The organism is Olleya sp. 1-3 (genome assembly GCF_002836085.1).
Lineage (GTDB): Bacteria > Bacteroidota > Bacteroidia > Flavobacteriales > Flavobacteriaceae > Olleya > Olleya namhaensis.
Genome location: NZ_PJBW01000004.1, coordinates 94,131 through 111,226, shown reverse-complemented (window position 1 = coordinate 111,226; position 17,096 = coordinate 94,131). Strand labels below are relative to the sequence as shown.

Sequence of the window (17,096 nt, the reverse complement as noted above, 5' to 3'; positions counted from 1 at the left end):
GTGTTTTAATTTTGTTAAAAAATTAAGGAGATTATCATTTTCACATAATCCCCTAATTTTTATTGCCTATAAATTTGACATTGCTTCACAAGCCATTCTAAAAGATTCAAATTGTTCAAAAGTCATTTGTTTCCCCATGATTCTTTCTACTTCAAAACCTAATTCAACACAAGGTTCTGAGTACTCTATCTCTTCAATCAATATTTCCGGAGCCATACTCATCATAAATACCGCAACAAAAGTTAATCCTAATAATTTTTTCATAATTTCTAAAATTTTAAATCAGTATTTTATTTTAACTGATTGGTTAATAATTTAATAATTAGCCGATAAAATTTAGTCGAGAGGATTAATTAATAGTTAGTCTTCTATCAATTAAAATAGTAATGTTAAGTCGAAATAAAAATAAAAAAACTAGCGCTAGTTAAAACATTAATGCTGTGTCAAAAAAAGATAATTTGCTCGACTAAAAACAAACCCACTTTTTATAACACAAATCGAAACTAGGAATTATATTACAAAACGTGTGTTTTTTAATCGTTTTTTTTGCGCCTTATCGAAAACAGTGTGTTTTATTCGTTTTTAGATGTGGTAAAAACCACACTTTGCTGTTTTTGACGCTATTACGGTTATAAAAAGCTGTTTTTTTTATGATTTATAATTACCCTCTTGGTTTGCAATTGCAAACGTAACTGCGCAAACCTCCGAAACAGATACTGCTAATAGATTAGCATATTGCAAGGGTTGCTGTAAACTGTCCAAGACTTTACCTTTTATGGTAATGGTTTGGGCTTGTAGAGAAAATCCTGCTGTTAGAATCAGGATTAAATTTAAAATAATTTTGTAATGCATTAGATAATGTTATAATCTTTTTTATTAAAATTTATTTCTAAAAGCTGTCATATATTTTTGATTAAATTCATTTAAAGAAATAGTAGTTTCCTTACTAATTTCAGGGTATTCTATATTAACATTCTCTTCTTTTTTATAAGAAACCATAAGAAATGAGATAGGGCCTTGCTTTAGCTCTAATATTAATCCTGGCAAAAAACCATAACCTAATGGCCCAAAGGAACATGGGATATCACTTGAAAACCAAGCTTCAATATTAAGCTTATTTTCTTTTTTAGAATTAACATTAATAATAGTTGATGTACCAATAGCCTTTAAGCAATTAAACTCTCCTATTTTCTTTGTTGAATCACTTAAAATTTTCCAAGTTATTTTATCCTTGCCTTCATTGATATAGTACTTTTCTTCACCTACAATTTTTAATCTTAAAGAGTTAATTGAATCTTTACGTTGAAAATACACACCATCAGATACTATTTTTTTCGCAATATCATATGGCATTTCAAACCCCTCTATTGGTAAAGATTTAACAGCTTCAAATTTCGAATATTTTTCATTGTATTCGAGTTTCAGTTCAATATAGTTTGCCTGTTTTCTAACTTCATCAAAAAAATCAACAATTTGCTTTTTTGCGTCCGGTTTATCTTTATAAATATCGGCAATCTGCACACTATATTTTATTTTTCCAGATGTTTGAGCAAGAGTCAAAATACAGTTACCCAAAACAAATAATAGAAATATACTTTTTTTCATATATAAATAATTAAAAAAAACTAAAAGCCTTAATTAGTTTGATAAACCATTGTATTCACTTTCGCTTATTATTCTTCCTTTTAATTTAGGTGTTTTTATAACGGTATCTTTTTTAGTATTTAACTTAAGGTCCGTCATTTGATATATAATATCTCCAATTTCTAAATTAATAATCAAACCCGGTAAATTGCCATATCCAGCAGGACCAAAACCAACAGGAATATCCAAAGTATACCAAGCAGTAACTAGTTGAACAATTAGCTGATCACCATTTTTTCCTGCCATATATTTATACTCTGTTGTTGCTTTAAAACAGTGCTGATTACCTATTTGTTTTGCTATTTTGGTTAGCTTCCATTTTGTGTCATTTATATCTCCTTTTATAATTAATGCCCCCCTTCACTTTTTAGGGTGTTTACACGCAAGTGGGTTACTAAGTTTGTATAAATAACGCCTGTTGCACCCATAGCTTCTGTTATATTAAAGCCAGAATTGGCATCATTAGTCATTATTCTGTTTTTTTCAAAACTTGAGGCTGTAGTGTTAAATTTTAAGGTGTAACTTATTGGCACCGCCAACTCAATAAATTTTTTATGCGCATCTTTTATATGTTGCGCAGTAGTATCCATCTTTTTTTTATTTGCTAGTTCATTTGCAAATGGATTATTGTGGACTGAACATGAATATTGTACTTCTGCAGAAATGTTTTGAGAAACTATTGATGTAGAAAAACAAAGAAGATTATTATAAAAATATTTTTTAACATGTAATTTAAGCTAATTTTTAATTAACCTTTCACTCATTTCTAACCCAATGTCATCAAATTCTTCAATAGATACTTTTTCTCCTTTAGTAGGTTTAGTTATTTTAATATTTATAATTTTTAAATTAATTTTTTTAGTTTGGTAAATAAATTTTCCCACTTTTAATTCTAAGATTAAACCAGGTAAATTACAATATCCAGCAGGTCCAAAATTTGCTGAAATACTAGGAGTGTACCAAGCTATAACCTCTTTTTCATGAACACCACTACTGTTTTTTATTTTTTTAACAGTCGTTGCTTTATAACACACAAAATCATTAATTGTTTTTGTTTCTTTTGTTAATTTCCATTTTATAGAATCAATTTTGCTTTCTACTAAAAAAAGTTCTCCAAATGCCTCTTTTTGATCTAAAATAATGTTTTGGCTAAGATCAGTATAGATAATCCCTTTACCTCCTATTATAGACGCTAAATTTAGATTACCATCGTCCTCTTTAAGTTTTTTTACTTGTTTAAATTTAGATTTATTATCCTTAAAATCCAATGTAAACTCTACTATGTGATTACTTTCTAATATTTTTTTTATTATATCTTTTCTTTTTGACGGAAGTGTATCATATTTTCCAGAATTATAACTTTCACTAACCTTTTTTAAATCCATAGCACCATGATAAGTTATGCTTCCGTTATTTTGACAAAAACTTTGAATAGAAAATATCATTGTGATATAAAGTACTGCTTTTTTCATAGTTATTTTTTTATAAAAGAGGTTATTTTAATTAAAATATAACCTCTTTTAAATATATTTTAAAGCCCCATGCAACTATCATAAATAGCGCCATGAATTGCATGTTGTAAATTTGGATGTAAGTCCTCTCCTACTTCCACTTGTAAAGCTTGAACTGCTTCAAGACCTTCTTGGTAACAATCATCTTGTTTGTTTTTTTCTAACATTTGATTTGAAGAAGTCATACTCATCATAAATAACGCAACAAAAGTTAATCCTAATAATTTTTTCATAATTTCTAAAATTTTAAATCAGTATTTTATTTTAACTGATTGGTTAATAATTTAATAATTAGCCGATAAAATTTAGTCGATAGGATTAATTAATAGTTAGTCTTCTATCAATTAAAATAGTAATGTTAAGTCGAAATAAAAATAAAAAAACTAGCGCTAGTTAAAACATTAATGCTGTGTAAAAAAAGATAATTTGCTCGACTAAAAACAAACCCTCTTTTTATAACACAAATCGAAACTAGGAATTTTATTACAAAAAAGCTTTTTCTTAACCGCTTTTTTCTTACATTTCATCGAAAACAACCCAAAATACTCATTTTGTACTGTGGTAAAAACCGCACCTTTCTGTTTTTGATGGTGTTACGGTTGTAAAACGTGATGTGTTTTTGTGATTTATGAAGTGCTTTTTAATTTACTTTGTAGATACAATCAATTTTGATTTAACAAAAAACTGCTCCCTTATAAAAATAAGCATTCGGTATAAAGATTTAAAAGTAGAAAAACCTAATCCTTTTTTATATACCCAATAATTATGCTGCAACAACTCTATTTTATTTGAAGACATAGAGTCGGGTCTAACACGATAGTAAGCCAAAGACTCCTGAATACCTAGAGCAGGTTTACCGGACTTTTTAATGGCAGACAACCATAATAACCAATCTTGACGTTTACGTAGGTTAGGCGCCATTATTTTGCCTAATATTTTAGCATTATAAACACCTGTTAGGTTACCAATGTAATTGGTTTTTAAATATTTGTTATAGCTAAGCTTTGGTAATACTTTGACTAATTTATGAAGCGGTTTGCTATACTGATCAATTTGCTCATAACTAGTGTAAGACACTGCGCAATTATTAGCTAACATAAACTTAATTTGAACTTCCAATTTATTAGGCTTCCACAAATCGTCAGCATCCAAAAAAGCAATAAAATCTCCACTAGCAGTAGTAATCCCCTTGTTTCTGGAGACTGCCGCACCAGCATTGGTTTGATTTTTTAAGACTATAATATTAGAAAACTTATTACTGTACTTATTGGCTAATGCTAGAGTATTATCTGTAGAGCAATCGTCTATTAATAACAACTCCCAATTAGAATAGGATTGATTTAATATACTAGCTACTGTTTCCTCTAGAAAGTCTTCTGAGTTATATATTGGTGTTATTATGGAAACTAATGGTGTCATTTATTAATAAGCTTCTTTCTGACCTCTAAAAACATTAATCATAGTTTTAAAAATGATTTTAATGTCTAATACTAGCGACCAGTTTTCTATATAATAATTATCAAATTTAATACGATTAATAATGTCTTCGTCATTTTTAATTTCGCCTCTAAACCCTCTTATTTGAGCTAATCCAGTAACACCTGGTTTTACGTTATGTCTAAAGATAAAATTATACTTATCAATTTTTTTAGAGTAGTCGTCCGTGTATGATAACATATGTGGTCTAGGACCAACCACACTCATATCTCCTTTTAAAACGTTATAAAATTGAGGAAATTCGTCTAAACTAGTATGACGTAAAAACTTCCCGATTTTGGTAACTCTACTATCATTTTTAGTAATATAAGTCCCTTCTACTTCTTTATTAATTTTTAAAGATCTAAACTTATAACAATAAAACTCTTTATAGTTTATACCGTTACGTTTGTGCTTATAAAATAATGGTCCTTTAGATTCTAACTTAATTAAAACAAACAAAATAGGTGTTAACCAAGACAAGACTAAAACAAGAATTATTAAAGCAAAAATGACATCAAAAAGGCGCTTTACAAATTTATTAAAGTCATTATTTAAAGCCACTTCAGGCATTGACAAAATAGGCAAGTAATTGTAATAGTCTGTTTTTAATCTTTTGGTAAGTAGCTTATTGGTTGTAGGTATAAATTTAATATTACAGTGATTAATCTCTGCATACTTAACGTAGTCATTAACTTGTTTTTCTGTTAACTCGTCAATTGCACAATAGATTTCGTCAATTCCTTTGTCTTCATTTAAAAACTTAAAACTCTCTGCTATATTACCAGTAAACTCGTGATTATCAGAATTAGCAAATATCCCCTTAATACTATACCCTAAAGCTTTACGTTTTGTAAACAACTGCGTCAATTCTTGCGCACCTTCACCTTTTCCAATAATAACAACACGTCTTACATTACCACTTAAAAATGTACGGAACGACTTTAAGCCATAAAAACTTACTAATTTAACGGTACTAATCCCCACAAAACAGGACAACAAATACTCTAATGTTGTGTACGATTGTACATCAATACTTCTAAACACACCCATAAAAGCATATACTATTATTGTAAATGCTAAGCACTGTTTAATTATAACTGAAAAAATATTAATGGGCGATGTGTACCTATAAACTTCGTAAAATTTTAGAAAGGACGAAGATGCCAACCAAAGAATAGTGACATATATAAAGTATAATACATGTTTATTATTAAATAAATCTATCGTAAAATAATCAAGTTTTGATTGATTAAAATTGAAAAAGTAAAACGCTAAACCATTAATGACTACAAGATCAAAAATGATAAGAAAAGGTCTTAGCAACCAAGAGTACCTTCCGCGTTTATACTCCATAAGCTATTACTTGTTATAGTTTGAAAAATCTTTATGCTCGCTTTTATGTAGTTCTGCTTCAGTTAAATTTTTAAAGTAATCATACGTTTTTTTCATCCCTTCTGCTCTACCTACTTTAGGCTCCCAACCTAATAGGTTTTTAGCCAAAGTAATGTCTGGTTGACGTTGCATTGGATCGTCTACAGGTAAATCTTTATATATCACCTTTTGAGTTGTTCCTGTTAGACTAATAATCTCTTCTGCAAAATCTTTAATTGTAATTTCGTGCGGGTTACCAATATTAACAGGGTTTACATAATCACTTAATAACAATCTATAAATACCTTCTACCTGATCTGTAACATAACAAAATGAACGTGTTTGAAAACCATCTCCAAACACAGTCAAATCTTCTCCACGAAGTGCTTGCCCCATAAATGCTGGTATTACACGACCATCATTAAGTCGCATTCTTGGTCCATATGTGTTAAAGATTCTGACAATACGAGTCTCCAATCCATGAAACCTATGGTAAGCCATGGTTATAGACTCTTGAAAACGTTTAGCCTCATCATAAACACCTCTTGGTCCGATAGTATTTACATTTCCATAATAATCTTCTGTTTGAGGATGTACTAATGGATCTCCGTAAACTTCAGAAGTTGATGCTATTAGTAACCTTGCTTCTTTTGCTTTAGCTAAACCTAATAAATTATGCGTCCCTAAACTACCCACTTTAAGTGTTTGGATAGGAATTTTTAAATAATCTATTGGACTTGCAGGAGATGCAAAATGAAGGATATAATCTAAATCCCCTTCTATATTTATAAAATTTGTAACATCATGCTGAATAAAAAGAAAGCTTGAATTTGAAGACAAATGCGCTAAGTTTTTTGAATCCCCTGTTATAAAATTATCCATTCCGATAACAAAATACCCTTCGGCAAGAAACCGATCGCATAAATGTGACCCTAAAAAACCTGCTGCTCCTGTAATTAAAACTCTTTTTTGACTCATTTATCTTCCTATTGACACATATTTAAATCCTTCGTTTATGACGTCTTTAACATCATACAAATTACGACCATCAAAAATGGTTGGGCTTGACATTACCGTTTTCATTTTACTAAAATCTGGTGTTCTAAATATACTCCACTCTGTTGAAATAATTAAAGCATCTGCGTTTTTTAACGCATCGTACATACTATCTGCAAAGTTAATTTTATCTCCTAATTTACGTTTAACATTTGGCATAGCCTCAGGATCAAACGCGCTAATATTACAACCCGCTTCTAAAAGTGCATCAATCATGTATAATGATGGCGCTTCTCGAATGTCATCTGTTTCTGGTTTAAAGGCTAATCCCCAAACAGCTATGTTTTTTCCTTTTAAATCATTATTAAAATGAGATTCTATTTTAGGAATTAACACCAATTTTTGTCGTGCATTAACGTTAATTACTGCATCTAATATTTTAAAGTTATAATTGTTGTCTAATCCAGATTTATGAAGTGCTTTTACATCCTTTGGAAAACAGGATCCTCCGTAACCAATTCCTGGAAACAAGAAACGTTTACCAATTCTAGAATCTGTACCCATACCAATTCTAACCTTGTCTACATCTGCACCTACTTTTTCGCAAAAGTTAGCAATCTCGTTCATAAACGTGATTTTAGCTGCTAAAAACGAGTTAGACGCATACTTGGTCAGCTCTGCCGACTTTTCATCCATAATAATTATTGGATTACCTGACCTTACATAAGGCTTGTAAAGCTTTTGCATAAGCGCTGTGGCACGATCACTACTTGACCCTACAACGATGCGTTCTGGCTTTAAAAAGTCGTCCACAGCAAATCCTTCTCTTAAAAATTCTGGGTTAGATACGACATCAAAATCTACTTTTGCGTGTTTGGCTATCGCTGCTTTTACTTTATCAGAAGTACCTACTGGAACAGTACTTTTATCTACAATGACTTTGTAATCTTTAATTAACTTTCCGATGTCATCTGCTACACCTAGAATATATTTTAAATCAGCAGACCCATCTTCATCTTCCGGAGTAGGTAATGCTAAAAATATAATATCACCGTGCTCTAAACCTTCTTCTAAATTAGTTGAAAATTTAAGTCTATTGGCTTTTATATTACGTTCAAACAATACATCCAAATGAGGCTCGTAAATTGGCACCTCTCCAGCTTTCATTTGTTTTACTTTATCTTGATCTATGTCTATACAAAGTACTTCGTTACCTGTTTCGGCCAGACATGTTCCTGTCACTAAACCTACGTAACCTGTACCAATTACTGCTATTTTCATTATGTATTATACTATTTTTTTATCAAAAACTTCGAAATCTGAATTCATACTTAAAAATTCAGGTACTATTTCTTTCATTTTTATGACTATCGCGTTTTTATTGTCCTCATTTGCAATTGCGATTAATTCTAAAACATCTTTCTCGATCTGCATATGAGAGCAATTTTCCACCTTAGCAATCATGATTTTTTCATTATAAGTTGGAAGTGTTGTAGATTTATCGCTCAATAGTTCTTCGTAAAGTTTTTCTCCAGGCCTTAAACCGACTACTTTTATGTCTATTTCTTTGTACGGTGTAAATCCTGCTAATCTGATAATTTTTTTAGCTAGATCAATAATCTTAACCGCCTCTCCCATATCAAAAATAAAGATCTCTCCACCATTACCCATTGCACCTGCTTCTAAAACTAATTGGCAGGCTTCCGGAATAGTCATGAAATATCTAATAATATCAGGATGCGTAATTGTTAATGGACCCCCTTCTTCTATTTGACGTTTAAATAAGGGCACTACAGAACCATTACTTCCCAATACGTTTCCAAAACGAGTCGTTACAAAATGTGTTTGACATTTTTTTTCAGAAGCCACCTTGTTTTGTAACGCTTGGATATAGATTTCGGCAATCCGTTTAGAAGCTCCCATAACATTACTAGGGTTTACAGCTTTATCCGTAGATACCATGACAAATTTTTCAGCATTAAAACGACAGGATAAATCAGCTACATTTTTAGTACCTAATACGTTAGCAAATATAGCTTCAGATGGGTGTCTTTCCATTAAAGGAACGTGCTTATAAGCTGCTGCATGATACACTACCTGTGGTTTATATTTACTAAAAACATCCTCAAGCACATCCACTTTTCTTACATCTGCAATAATAGCTTCAAATTCTAGACCAGGAAAATCATGCTTTATTTCTAACTGAATGTTATATAGAGGAGATTCAGCTTGATCTAAAATCAATAACTTACTTGGTTTATAACTTGCAACTTGTCTAGCAATCTCACTCCCTATAGAGCCAGCTCCACCAGTAACTAAAATACACTTGTTAAAAATTTCTTTAGCGACCAATTTATTATCTAACTTAATTGGATCTCTTTCTAAAATATCTTCAATTTGTATCTTCTGAATTTGATTTGAAAGCGTTGTGTTTTTCTCAATATCCGATAGTAAAGGCGCTCTAAACACCTTATAATTATGTTCTAAACAACTATCTACGATTTTAATATTTTCCTCTTTGGTAAGTGTGCTATCTGCTATTATTAAGGCTTGTGCATTATTTATTCTTAATAATACTGCGGTTTTGCGATTTAAGTGAGTGATTGGTAATCCTAATATTTCTTTACTTTTATTTTTACCGTCTTTATCTATAAAACCTAATACCTTATATCTAGAAGGTTTCTCTGATTTTAAAGCACTTGCTATTGCTATTGCATTTTCCCCTGTACCATAAACTAAAACATTTAATCGAGCTTCTTCTTCCGAATATTGTTGGTAAACTTCAAAGACTTGTTTCACTAAAATTCTAAATAAAAACAATCCACAAAAAGATACTATTGAATAGATAAAGAGCTGTGGTATCGAGAATAAATCTTCTCCATATAAAAACAAGTATCCATAATAAACTCCCAATGCAGCCAATAATGTTGCTAAAGACGCTAAAAAGAATTTTGCAGCATCAATAAAAGTTGAGTGTCTAATTAACCCCGCGTAAGTCCTAAATAGAATAAAAAACAACACATTAATTAACACTATAATAAGCTCTTCTTTAGAAAACCCCAAGTTAAAAAATGAAGCTTTCTGAATTTTGCTAACAATTATCTTTGTAAAAAACAAAGATATCATCAAAATCGAGGTGTCAAAACAAAGTATTGCCCACCTTGGTAAGTAATTAACGTTTTTAAAATCTATTCTTTTTTGACTAGATTGTAAAACTTGAAATAAAGCTTGTTTTAGTTGTTTAAGCATGTTAATTTTTTGAATCTATTAACAAATATCATAATTATATTTACAATATAGAAATAATAGAACGTTTAAAGAATAGATTAAACACTAAGTTGTTGTTTACTTAGTAGTTTCATGCCTACTTAGGAGATTTAACAAGAAATTTAAAATTATTATGCAAACTAAATACCCAATTAAATTTGAGACTGAAGTAATTAAACTACCTCTTAAAACAAAAAACTGAAAAGGGATTAATATTAAATATAGTGTTTGAAAAGCCTTATTACTATTGGTTTCCCAATATCTATAGTCAAAAAAACTGTTTATTATCGCTAAGAATAATGTAAAAAGGAACACACCTACATATCCTAAATTTATGTATCCTTCAGCAAAATAACTAACTGCAACATTTGAATGCCCTTTGTGTTTTAATACATCTGCTAAAACGTGACCACTACCTACAGCCTTATCACCCCATAAGGATCTAGGTATAAAAAAAAGAGCAACACCTAATAATTGATTTCCATTAGTAATTATATTATTGGTAATGACATTAACGGAGTTTTGATATGAATCAAAATGAATTTCTGTAAACATCCCTAAGTCTAATATTTTTTCAGGCACTAGATTAGAATTATGTCTAAAATGATTTAAATAAGGAAAAACACTTAAAAACAAAGTAACAAATCCTAGTGCAAAAACTTGTTTTTTTAATATAGGTCTGAAGTATACAAGTAGTAGTGGCAAATAAATAACGGCTGTTTTATACCTTGATATTCCTGGAGGAAAATTACACAAAACAATAATTACTAAAAGTGTTATTTCGACTTTAAGATTTTTTTTACTTATTAATTTATAAAAAATTAACAGCAACATTGGTACACCTCTAATGACATTTATTATTGATAAATATGAAGAGGTATAATTAGCTCTATTTTTAAATAAAAAACTTCGTTGACTTAGCTGCTTTAGGTCAAAAGAAAAATAACTAAAGACCGTTATTAGCGTTAAAACTGATAGAATCAAAATAATTTTGCTCGAAAACACAGTGGTAACATTAATATTTGTTTTGTTTTTTTTAAATATTTTTTTGCTTATTAACCATTGGTAAGTAAAACTGTAAATTAGTATACAAACTATAAATATAATGTTACCTGTTATAAAATCTGTTTCAGTTAGTTTACTATTATCACCTAAAAAATAACTACCCTTTTTATATTGTAATGCAGGTGCTAAACCAATAAAAAACAAAACGAATATATAAAACATATTGTTTAAAGAAAACACATGCTCTTTTTTTGATAAAATTTTTAGAATTGAAAAACAACATATAAAAAAGCTACTTAATAAAACCTTAAGACTATAGTTAATCTCATTATTCTTAAATATAACAAATGCGACAATGAATATTAAAAAACTTGTCAAAAAATAATTGCTATATTTTTTTAACATATTGATTTTATAACGGTTTTTATTCTGTTTAAATCTTCCAAGCTTATATTAGAACCACTTGGTAAACATATTCCTTTTTCAAAAAGAGTTTGACTTAACTGATCTCCAAAGTATAAAAAACCTTTAAATACTTTTTGCATATGCATTGGTTTCCATAAAGGTCTTGTCTCTATATTATTAGCATGCATTGCATCTTGAAACTGTGCTTTAGTAAAAGGTGCGTCTTCATGAATTAAAATACAACTTAACCAAAAATTTGAATAATAATCTTTACTTGGTTCTTTTTGAATTTCGACTCCTTTTATACTTTTAAAAATTTTTGTGTAAAATTCATTTACGTTTCTTCTTAAGTTAATATGTTTATCTAAAACCTGCATTTGCCCTCTTCCAATACCTGCGCTAATGTTACTCATTCTATAATTATATCCTATTTTAGAATGCTCATAATGTGGTGCACGATCTCTAGCTTGAGTTGCGTAAAAAATAGTTTGATTTTTATCTTCTTTTGTATTACAAACTAAAGCTCCTCCTCCTGAGGTTGTAATAATTTTATTTCCGTTAAATGATATGATTGAATAAGTTCCAAATGTACCACACTTTCTTCCTTTGTAGCTTGACCCAAACGATTCTGCTGCATCTTCAACTATTGGTATCTGGTATTTATTAGCAACTTCTATCAGCTGACCTGCTTTACAAGGCATTCCGTACAGATGAACAATAATAATTGCTTTAGGCTTTTTACCATTGGCTAATCTATCCTTTATTGCTTCTTCAAGATGTATAGGACATATATTCCACGTATCTGGATCACTATCTACAAAAACGGGTAATGCTCCTTGGTATATTATTGGGTTTGCAGATCCACAAAAAGTAAAAGTCTGGCAAATTACCTCATCGTTTAAACCCACACCTAACTGCACTAACGCTAAATGTATTGCTGCTGTGCCTGATGACAAGCAAGCTACTTTTTTATCTTGACCTAGATAGTCTTCTAAATTTTTTTCAAAACCTATAATGTTATCTCCAGATGTTGTTACTTGGTTTTTTGCAAAAGCATCTCTAACAAAATTAATTTCGTTTGTAGAAATATGAGAGGAAGATAACGCTATTTTGGTATTCATTAAACGCTTTGTTTTATTTTTTTATTAGTAATTTTTTTAATTACAAAATATAAAATTGACAAGAATATAAATACGAGACTAAGTCCAAAAGGCCAGTATACTTTATTTATTAGTAATAATATAAGAACACTATTTATTAATAATTGAAACAAAAAATAAATAGTTGATACTTTTAAGTGAGGTAACCTTAAATCGTTTACTAGTTTTTGATATAAATGCTTTTTATGTGCTTCAAAAATATTTTCTTTATCCAGAAGTCTTTCAAAAATAGTCCATCCTCCATCTAATAAATAGACTGAAAATATCAATAAAATCAAAGGATTATTTGATGCTAAATAAAACTTTATAGCAAAATAAATCAAAGAAAAACCAATTGAAATACTCCCTACATCTCCTGCAAAACATATGGCTTTTTTTCTGAAATTAAAAAATCCAAATACTACTAAAGCAATCATTAAAATCGCAAGTAAATTAGGGTCTTCAAAAGCAATATAATATTTGTTTAAATAAAAAAGTGCCGCATAACTTACTAATGCATTTAAAAAGGTTATACCATTTATACCATCCATAAAATTATATATATTAAGATAACCTATTGAGAAAATATAAATTAAACCCAATATGCATATACTTGTTATAGAGTTAAATTGAATTAAACCTAAGCTGTAAAAAATTAAAGTAAATGCTATTAAATGTATAAGTATTCTAATTTTTGAGGATAGGGTCATTAAATCATCTAAAAAACTTATAACTGATACTAAAACTACTCCAGCTAGTAAATAATAAAATTGCACATCTGGTGCATACAAAATTGGGTAAATTAAAACAGCGAAAAGAATAATTATCCCGCCACCTCTTATGGTTGGTTCAATATGTGCACTTCTATGATTAGGTGTATCTTTTATATTTTTTGCTTTAGCAATTTTAATATATAGGATTTCTAAAACAAATAAAACGATAAAAACGATTAGAGACTTAAACATTGTTTATAAAAAAGATTGAATGGTTCGTGTTATTCCGTCTTCTGTCGTTGTAGGCATAGGACCTATAACGGAAGTGATTTTAATGTTAGAAACCACATAATTATCGGTTAGCTTACCTAATTTATCCGAATCTATTGGAAGTGACAAAAAATCTCCTAATGAAGCTAAAGTATGAATCATAAATTTTGGTAGCTTTAAAATTCTTACAGGCTTATTTATAGTTTTAGCTATTATACTAACAAGATTATTTGTTGATATTGGTTTATCATCTGCTAATTGAAAACATTTCTCTTCTGGTTTTAAGAGTAGTAGTTGTTTTATACTATAACACAGATTATCTATAGATAAAAAAGATCTTTTATTATCAAAACTACCTAGTGGGTAGGGCAGGCCTTTTTTTATTATTTTATAAAGTAAATTTAAATTTCCTTTATTATTTGGCCCATGGACCATACATGGTCTTAGTATATATACTTTTTTGCTTTCTGGTAGTTTTTGAGATAAAATATACTCTTCTGCAGCTCTTTTAGATTTACCATAGACTGTTTTAGGGTTAGCAACACTGTCTTCTGTCAAAACACCTTCGACTGTATCTGCTATTGCCTTTACAGTACTCATAAAAACAAAAATTTCGCATTTACTTTCTAAAAATAAATCAAATAGTTTAATTGTAAGATCTGTATTAACCTCAGTATATACAGAATCATCACTTGTATTTTTCAAATCGTGAGCTTTTCCTGCTAAATGTATAAATGCAAAGTAATTATCAAGAGTATTGCTATCTATGTTCTGATAATTTAATATATTTTGTGTTTTATTTTCTGTCCTTGATAATCCAGTTATAGTATAGTCCTTATTTAAATATTGCTTTAAATTTAAACCCATAAAACCAGTAATACCAGAAATTATAATATTACCCATTAGTTGTGTTTTTTAAATAAGCTTCTAATTTGTCAAACAACAAATCTTTAGAAAAATTATTTAGATAATAGTTAAACGAATTACCCTCTATTTGGTAAATTTTCTCTTCTGGCAAGTTACTTATTTTTATTACGCTATTGGCTAAAGATTGAAAGTCTCCCGCATTAACAGCAATTCCAGACTCGCTTTCATTTATTAGATCTTTCCCTTCTCCATTTAGCATACCTAATATTATTTTTTTTGAGGCCATGTAAGCTTGTACTTTAGCCGGTACTGTAAGTGCAAATGTTGGTTCGTCTTTTAATGAGACTAACATGGCGTCTGCTTTTTTAAAAAAGCTTGGCATTGTTTTTAATGCGTGCCTTCCTAGCATATGTACCCTTTCTAGATTGTCTTCTTTTATTTGTTGTTTAATCCAATCACTTTTACGACCATCTCCTACTAAAATCCAGTTTATGTTATATTGTTTTGTTAATGAAGCTGCTTTTAAAACAGATTCAAAATCTTGTGATTCTCCTAGATTACCAGCAAACATAACATTAAACCCTTCTGGTAAAGTAATATTATTATCTTCAAGATTGTTTTTATTAATAAAAACATCTTCTGCCCAATTAGGAAAGTAAGCTACTTTACTTGGCTTAATATCAAAATTTTGAAGTATTGATGTCTTAAACATCTTAGAGCTAACCAAGATCAAGTCAGAATTTTTATAAATATAACTAACAACTTTTTTTAAATTGTTATAAATAAATCCACCTTTAATATTAGAATTAGCACTAACACTATCTGGCCACAAATCTAACACCCAATTAATATATGGTGCATTAAACTTTTTTGCACACCAAATAGCAGGTAAAGCAGACGTAAGAGGTGATGGATGATGAGAAAAAACAACATCATAGTTCCCTTTTAATCTAAAATGAATTGTAAAAAAACTAAAAAACAAGAATGATAAATAGTTTAAAGCTAAATATTTACCTGAACCATTTAATCTAGGAAATAAAGGTGTTCTATAAACCTTAACACCATCAATCTCTTCGTATTTTTTTTTAAAAAAAGAATAGCCTTCGGCGAATTTTCCACTAGGATAATTGGGTTTACCTGTTAATACGGTTACATCGTATCCTTTTTTTTTAAAGTCAAAAGCAATGTCATTTACTTTAAAATTTTCAGGATAAAAATATTGCGAAACTATTAGTACTTTCATTCTATTGTTTTGACCAAACCACTCTGTTAATATAGTCTGTGTAAGATATAATTATTCTTACCATTTTTTCAGAAACGTTTGGCATAGAATAGTCTGCTACTTCTCTAAAATTACGCTTCGGACTGCGCTCTTGTGCATCTAAAGCAGCTAAACCTTGCATAATACGTTCTGGGTTTAAGCCAACCATCATAACTGATGCTTCTTCCATTGCTTCTGGACGCTCATGTGCATCTCTAATATTTAAGGCATGAAAATTAAGTATTGACGATTCTTCTGAAATTGTTCCACTGTCTGACAATACTGCAAATGAGTGCATTTGTAATGCGTTATAATCGTTAAAGCCTAACGGTTTTAAAAATTGAATGTTTTTATGTGTTTCTAATTTTTTATCCTCTAACATATTACGTGTTCTAGGATGTGTTGATACAATTATTGGATAGTCGTATTTTTCTGCAATTTGATTTAATGACTCTATTAAACCATTAAAATTCTTAGGATTACTAATATTTTCTTCTCTATGTGAAGAGACTACAAAGAATTTTTGTTTTTCTAAACCTAATTTTTCTAATACAGTTGAAGCTTCAATTTTAGACTTAAACTTGTTAAGCACCTCGTACATTGGACTTCCTGTTTTTATTACTCTGTCTGGAGATAAACCTTCACGTAGTAAATACTCTCTAGCAATATCACTGTATGTTAGGTTAATATCTGAGACATGATCTACAATTTTACGGTTTGTTTCTTCTGGTACACGTTGATCAAAACATCTGTTTCCTGCTTCCATATGGAACACTGGAATTTGTCTCTTTTTAGCAGGAATGGCACACAAACAAGAATTGGTATCTCCTAACACTAAAAAAGCGTCTGGTTTTTCTTGCTCTAAAATAGGGTCTATTGTAATTAGAATATTACCTACAGTTTCTGTTGCATTTTTTCCTGCTGCATTTAAAAAGTGATCTGGTTTTCTTAACCCTAAGTCTTCAAAAAAGATCTCGTTTAGCTCATAATCATAGTTCTGACCTGTATGCACTAAAACATGCTCTATTGCTTCATTTTTATCTAGCGCTAATAATGTGCAGGATAATCTTATAATTTCTGGCCTTGTACCAACTACTGTAACTACTTTTAATTTTTTCATATAACCAATTTACACTACAAAAATAGTCTTTTTATTGGGCTTTGAAAA

The 17,096-nt window shown here is 29.6% G+C and carries 18 protein-coding genes; all 18 read right to left on the bottom strand.

Annotation, left to right across the window (positions count from 1 at the left end; genetic code table 11):
- Positions 1-66: 66 nt before the first annotated feature.
- The 18 genes from CXF54_RS05735 to wecB all read right to left on the bottom strand — a co-directional run bounded on the left by CXF54_RS05735 (position 67) and on the right by wecB (position 17,048).
- Entirely contained in the window at positions 67-264 is a 198-nt protein-coding gene (locus CXF54_RS05735) for a hypothetical protein (protein ID WP_101202810.1), read from the bottom strand.
- Positions 265-648: 384 nt separating this feature from the next.
- Positions 649-852 (bottom strand): hypothetical protein, encoded by a 204-nt coding sequence (locus CXF54_RS05730; RefSeq protein WP_101202809.1) that lies wholly within the window; start codon positions 850-852, stop codon positions 649-651.
- 24 nt (positions 853-876) lie between these two features.
- Positions 877-1,605 (bottom strand): GLPGLI family protein, encoded by a 729-nt coding sequence (locus CXF54_RS05725; protein WP_101202808.1) that lies wholly within the window; start codon positions 1,603-1,605, stop codon positions 877-879.
- A 33-nt stretch (positions 1,606-1,638) separates the two neighbouring features.
- A complete protein-coding gene (locus CXF54_RS05720) occupies positions 1,639-1,935 on the bottom strand; it encodes a GLPGLI family protein (protein WP_232782578.1) in 297 nt (98 codons plus the stop codon).
- Positions 1,936-1,991: 56 nt separating this feature from the next.
- Positions 1,992-2,234 carry a hypothetical protein gene (locus tag CXF54_RS05715; RefSeq protein WP_101202806.1) on the bottom strand — a complete coding sequence of 81 codons (243 nt, stop codon included), beginning with the start codon at positions 2,232-2,234 and terminating at the stop codon, positions 1,992-1,994.
- 147 nt (positions 2,235-2,381) lie between these two features.
- Positions 2,382-3,116: a GLPGLI family protein gene (locus tag CXF54_RS05710; RefSeq protein ID WP_101202805.1), complete on the bottom strand. Its 735-nt coding sequence runs from the start codon at positions 3,114-3,116 to the stop codon at positions 2,382-2,384.
- Positions 3,117-3,175: 59 nt separating this feature from the next.
- Positions 3,176-3,388 carry a hypothetical protein gene (locus CXF54_RS05705; protein ID WP_101202804.1) on the bottom strand — a complete coding sequence of 71 codons (213 nt, stop codon included), beginning with the start codon at positions 3,386-3,388 and terminating at the stop codon, positions 3,176-3,178.
- A 412-nt stretch (positions 3,389-3,800) separates the two neighbouring features.
- Entirely contained in the window at positions 3,801-4,574 is a 774-nt protein-coding gene (locus tag CXF54_RS05700; RefSeq protein ID WP_101202803.1) for a glycosyltransferase family 2 protein, read from the bottom strand.
- A 3-nt stretch (positions 4,575-4,577) separates the two neighbouring features.
- Entirely contained in the window at positions 4,578-5,987 is a 1,410-nt protein-coding gene (locus CXF54_RS05695; RefSeq protein ID WP_101202802.1) for an exopolysaccharide biosynthesis polyprenyl glycosylphosphotransferase, read from the bottom strand.
- Between the two features lie 6 nt (positions 5,988-5,993).
- Positions 5,994-6,983 carry a UDP-glucuronic acid decarboxylase family protein gene (locus tag CXF54_RS05690; RefSeq protein ID WP_101202801.1) on the bottom strand — a complete coding sequence of 330 codons (990 nt, stop codon included), beginning with the start codon at positions 6,981-6,983 and terminating at the stop codon, positions 5,994-5,996.
- Positions 6,984-8,282, bottom strand: a complete 1,299-nt coding sequence (locus CXF54_RS05685; protein WP_101202800.1) for a UDP-glucose dehydrogenase family protein — start codon at positions 8,280-8,282, stop codon at positions 6,984-6,986.
- Positions 8,283-8,288: 6 nt separating this feature from the next.
- Positions 8,289-10,250 carry a polysaccharide biosynthesis protein gene (locus tag CXF54_RS05680; RefSeq protein ID WP_101202799.1) on the bottom strand — a complete coding sequence of 654 codons (1,962 nt, stop codon included), beginning with the start codon at positions 10,248-10,250 and terminating at the stop codon, positions 8,289-8,291.
- Positions 10,251-10,346: 96 nt separating this feature from the next.
- Positions 10,347-11,495, bottom strand: a complete 1,149-nt coding sequence (locus CXF54_RS05675; protein ID WP_410503935.1) for an O-antigen polymerase — start codon at positions 11,493-11,495, stop codon at positions 10,347-10,349.
- A gap of 176 nt (positions 11,496-11,671) precedes the next feature.
- Complete coding sequence (locus CXF54_RS05670) at positions 11,672-12,799, bottom strand: DegT/DnrJ/EryC1/StrS family aminotransferase (protein ID WP_101202797.1); 1,128 nt, start codon at positions 12,797-12,799, stop codon at positions 11,672-11,674.
- Positions 12,799-13,782: an MraY family glycosyltransferase gene (locus tag CXF54_RS05665; protein WP_101202796.1), complete on the bottom strand. Its 984-nt coding sequence runs from the start codon at positions 13,780-13,782 to the stop codon at positions 12,799-12,801. Before CXF54_RS05665 ends, CXF54_RS05670 begins: the two co-directional genes overlap by 1 nt.
- A gap of 3 nt (positions 13,783-13,785) precedes the next feature.
- Positions 13,786-14,703 carry an NAD-dependent epimerase/dehydratase family protein gene (locus CXF54_RS05660; RefSeq protein ID WP_101202795.1) on the bottom strand — a complete coding sequence of 306 codons (918 nt, stop codon included), beginning with the start codon at positions 14,701-14,703 and terminating at the stop codon, positions 13,786-13,788.
- Positions 14,696-15,910, bottom strand: coding sequence for a glycosyltransferase family 4 protein (locus CXF54_RS05655; protein WP_101202794.1), 1,215 nt, complete (start codon positions 15,908-15,910; stop codon positions 14,696-14,698). Before CXF54_RS05655 ends, CXF54_RS05660 begins: the two co-directional genes overlap by 8 nt.
- Position 15,911: 1 nt before the next feature.
- A complete protein-coding gene (gene wecB, locus CXF54_RS05650; RefSeq protein WP_101202793.1) occupies positions 15,912-17,048 on the bottom strand; it encodes a non-hydrolyzing UDP-N-acetylglucosamine 2-epimerase in 1,137 nt (378 codons plus the stop codon).
- Positions 17,049-17,096: the final 48 nt, after the last annotated feature.

Excerpts from the sequence above, each read along its gene's own strand:
- CXF54_RS05675 (WP_410503935.1), bottom strand. The coding sequence starts at position 11,495 with ATGTTTTATATATTCGTTTTGTTTTTTATTGGTTTAGCACCTGCATTA.
- CXF54_RS05655 (WP_101202794.1), bottom strand. The coding sequence starts at position 15,910 with ATGAAAGTACTAATAGTTTCGCAATATTTTTATCCTGAAAATTTTAAA.
- CXF54_RS05665 (WP_101202796.1), bottom strand. The coding sequence starts at position 13,782 with ATGTTTAAGTCTCTAATCGTTTTTATCGTTTTATTTGTTTTAGAAATC.
- CXF54_RS05735 (WP_101202810.1), bottom strand. The coding sequence starts at position 264 with ATGAAAAAATTATTAGGATTAACTTTTGTTGCGGTATTTATGATGAGT.
- wecB (WP_101202793.1), bottom strand. The coding sequence starts at position 17,048 with ATGAAAAAATTAAAAGTAGTTACAGTAGTTGGTACAAGGCCAGAAATT.
- CXF54_RS05700 (WP_101202803.1), bottom strand. The coding sequence starts at position 4,574 with ATGACACCATTAGTTTCCATAATAACACCAATATATAACTCAGAAGAC.
- CXF54_RS05715 (WP_101202806.1), bottom strand. The coding sequence starts at position 2,234 with ATGGATACTACTGCGCAACATATAAAAGATGCGCATAAAAAATTTATT.
- CXF54_RS05670 (WP_101202797.1), bottom strand. The coding sequence starts at position 12,799 with ATGAATACCAAAATAGCGTTATCTTCCTCTCATATTTCTACAAACGAA.
- CXF54_RS05710 (WP_101202805.1), bottom strand. The coding sequence starts at position 3,116 with ATGAAAAAAGCAGTACTTTATATCACAATGATATTTTCTATTCAAAGT.
- CXF54_RS05680 (WP_101202799.1), bottom strand. The coding sequence starts at position 10,250 with ATGCTTAAACAACTAAAACAAGCTTTATTTCAAGTTTTACAATCTAGT.
- CXF54_RS05685 (WP_101202800.1), bottom strand. The coding sequence starts at position 8,282 with ATGAAAATAGCAGTAATTGGTACAGGTTACGTAGGTTTAGTGACAGGA.
- CXF54_RS05730 (WP_101202809.1), bottom strand. The coding sequence starts at position 852 with ATGCATTACAAAATTATTTTAAATTTAATCCTGATTCTAACAGCAGGA.
- CXF54_RS05695 (WP_101202802.1), bottom strand. The coding sequence starts at position 5,987 with ATGGAGTATAAACGCGGAAGGTACTCTTGGTTGCTAAGACCTTTTCTT.
- CXF54_RS05660 (WP_101202795.1), bottom strand. The coding sequence starts at position 14,703 with ATGGGTAATATTATAATTTCTGGTATTACTGGTTTTATGGGTTTAAAT.
- CXF54_RS05725 (WP_101202808.1), bottom strand. The coding sequence starts at position 1,605 with ATGAAAAAAAGTATATTTCTATTATTTGTTTTGGGTAACTGTATTTTG.
- CXF54_RS05705 (WP_101202804.1), bottom strand. The coding sequence starts at position 3,388 with ATGAAAAAATTATTAGGATTAACTTTTGTTGCGTTATTTATGATGAGT.
- CXF54_RS05690 (WP_101202801.1), bottom strand. The coding sequence starts at position 6,983 with ATGAGTCAAAAAAGAGTTTTAATTACAGGAGCAGCAGGTTTTTTAGGG.